1 protein-coding gene is annotated in these 209 nt (G+C 35.4%); it reads left to right on the forward strand.

Going from position 1 to position 209, the window contains the following annotated elements; all coding sequences use genetic code 11:
• Window positions 1-209 (forward strand): hypothetical protein (locus ABGF48_RS08540; RefSeq protein ID WP_408105908.1); only part of this gene is annotated, 209 nt, incomplete at both ends.

Genomic DNA, 209 nt, shown 5'->3' on the forward strand with positions numbered 1-209 from the left:
GACTGGGGTGACACTGAAGAACAAAGAGATTTCACTATTACTGTTGAAGTTACTAACGAAGATGGATCTAAGGTTAGAGATATTGTTAAAATAACAGTTCAAAGAGATACAGACAGAGACGGTGAACCTGATTTAACTGATAAAGATGATGATGGTGATGGTTTCACTGATGATGAAGAAAAGGATAAAGGTTCTAATCCTAAGGATAA

Origin of the sequence: Helcococcus bovis (assembly GCF_046035835.1) — a bacterium.
Lineage (GTDB): Bacteria > Bacillota > Clostridia > Tissierellales > Peptoniphilaceae > Helcococcus > Helcococcus bovis.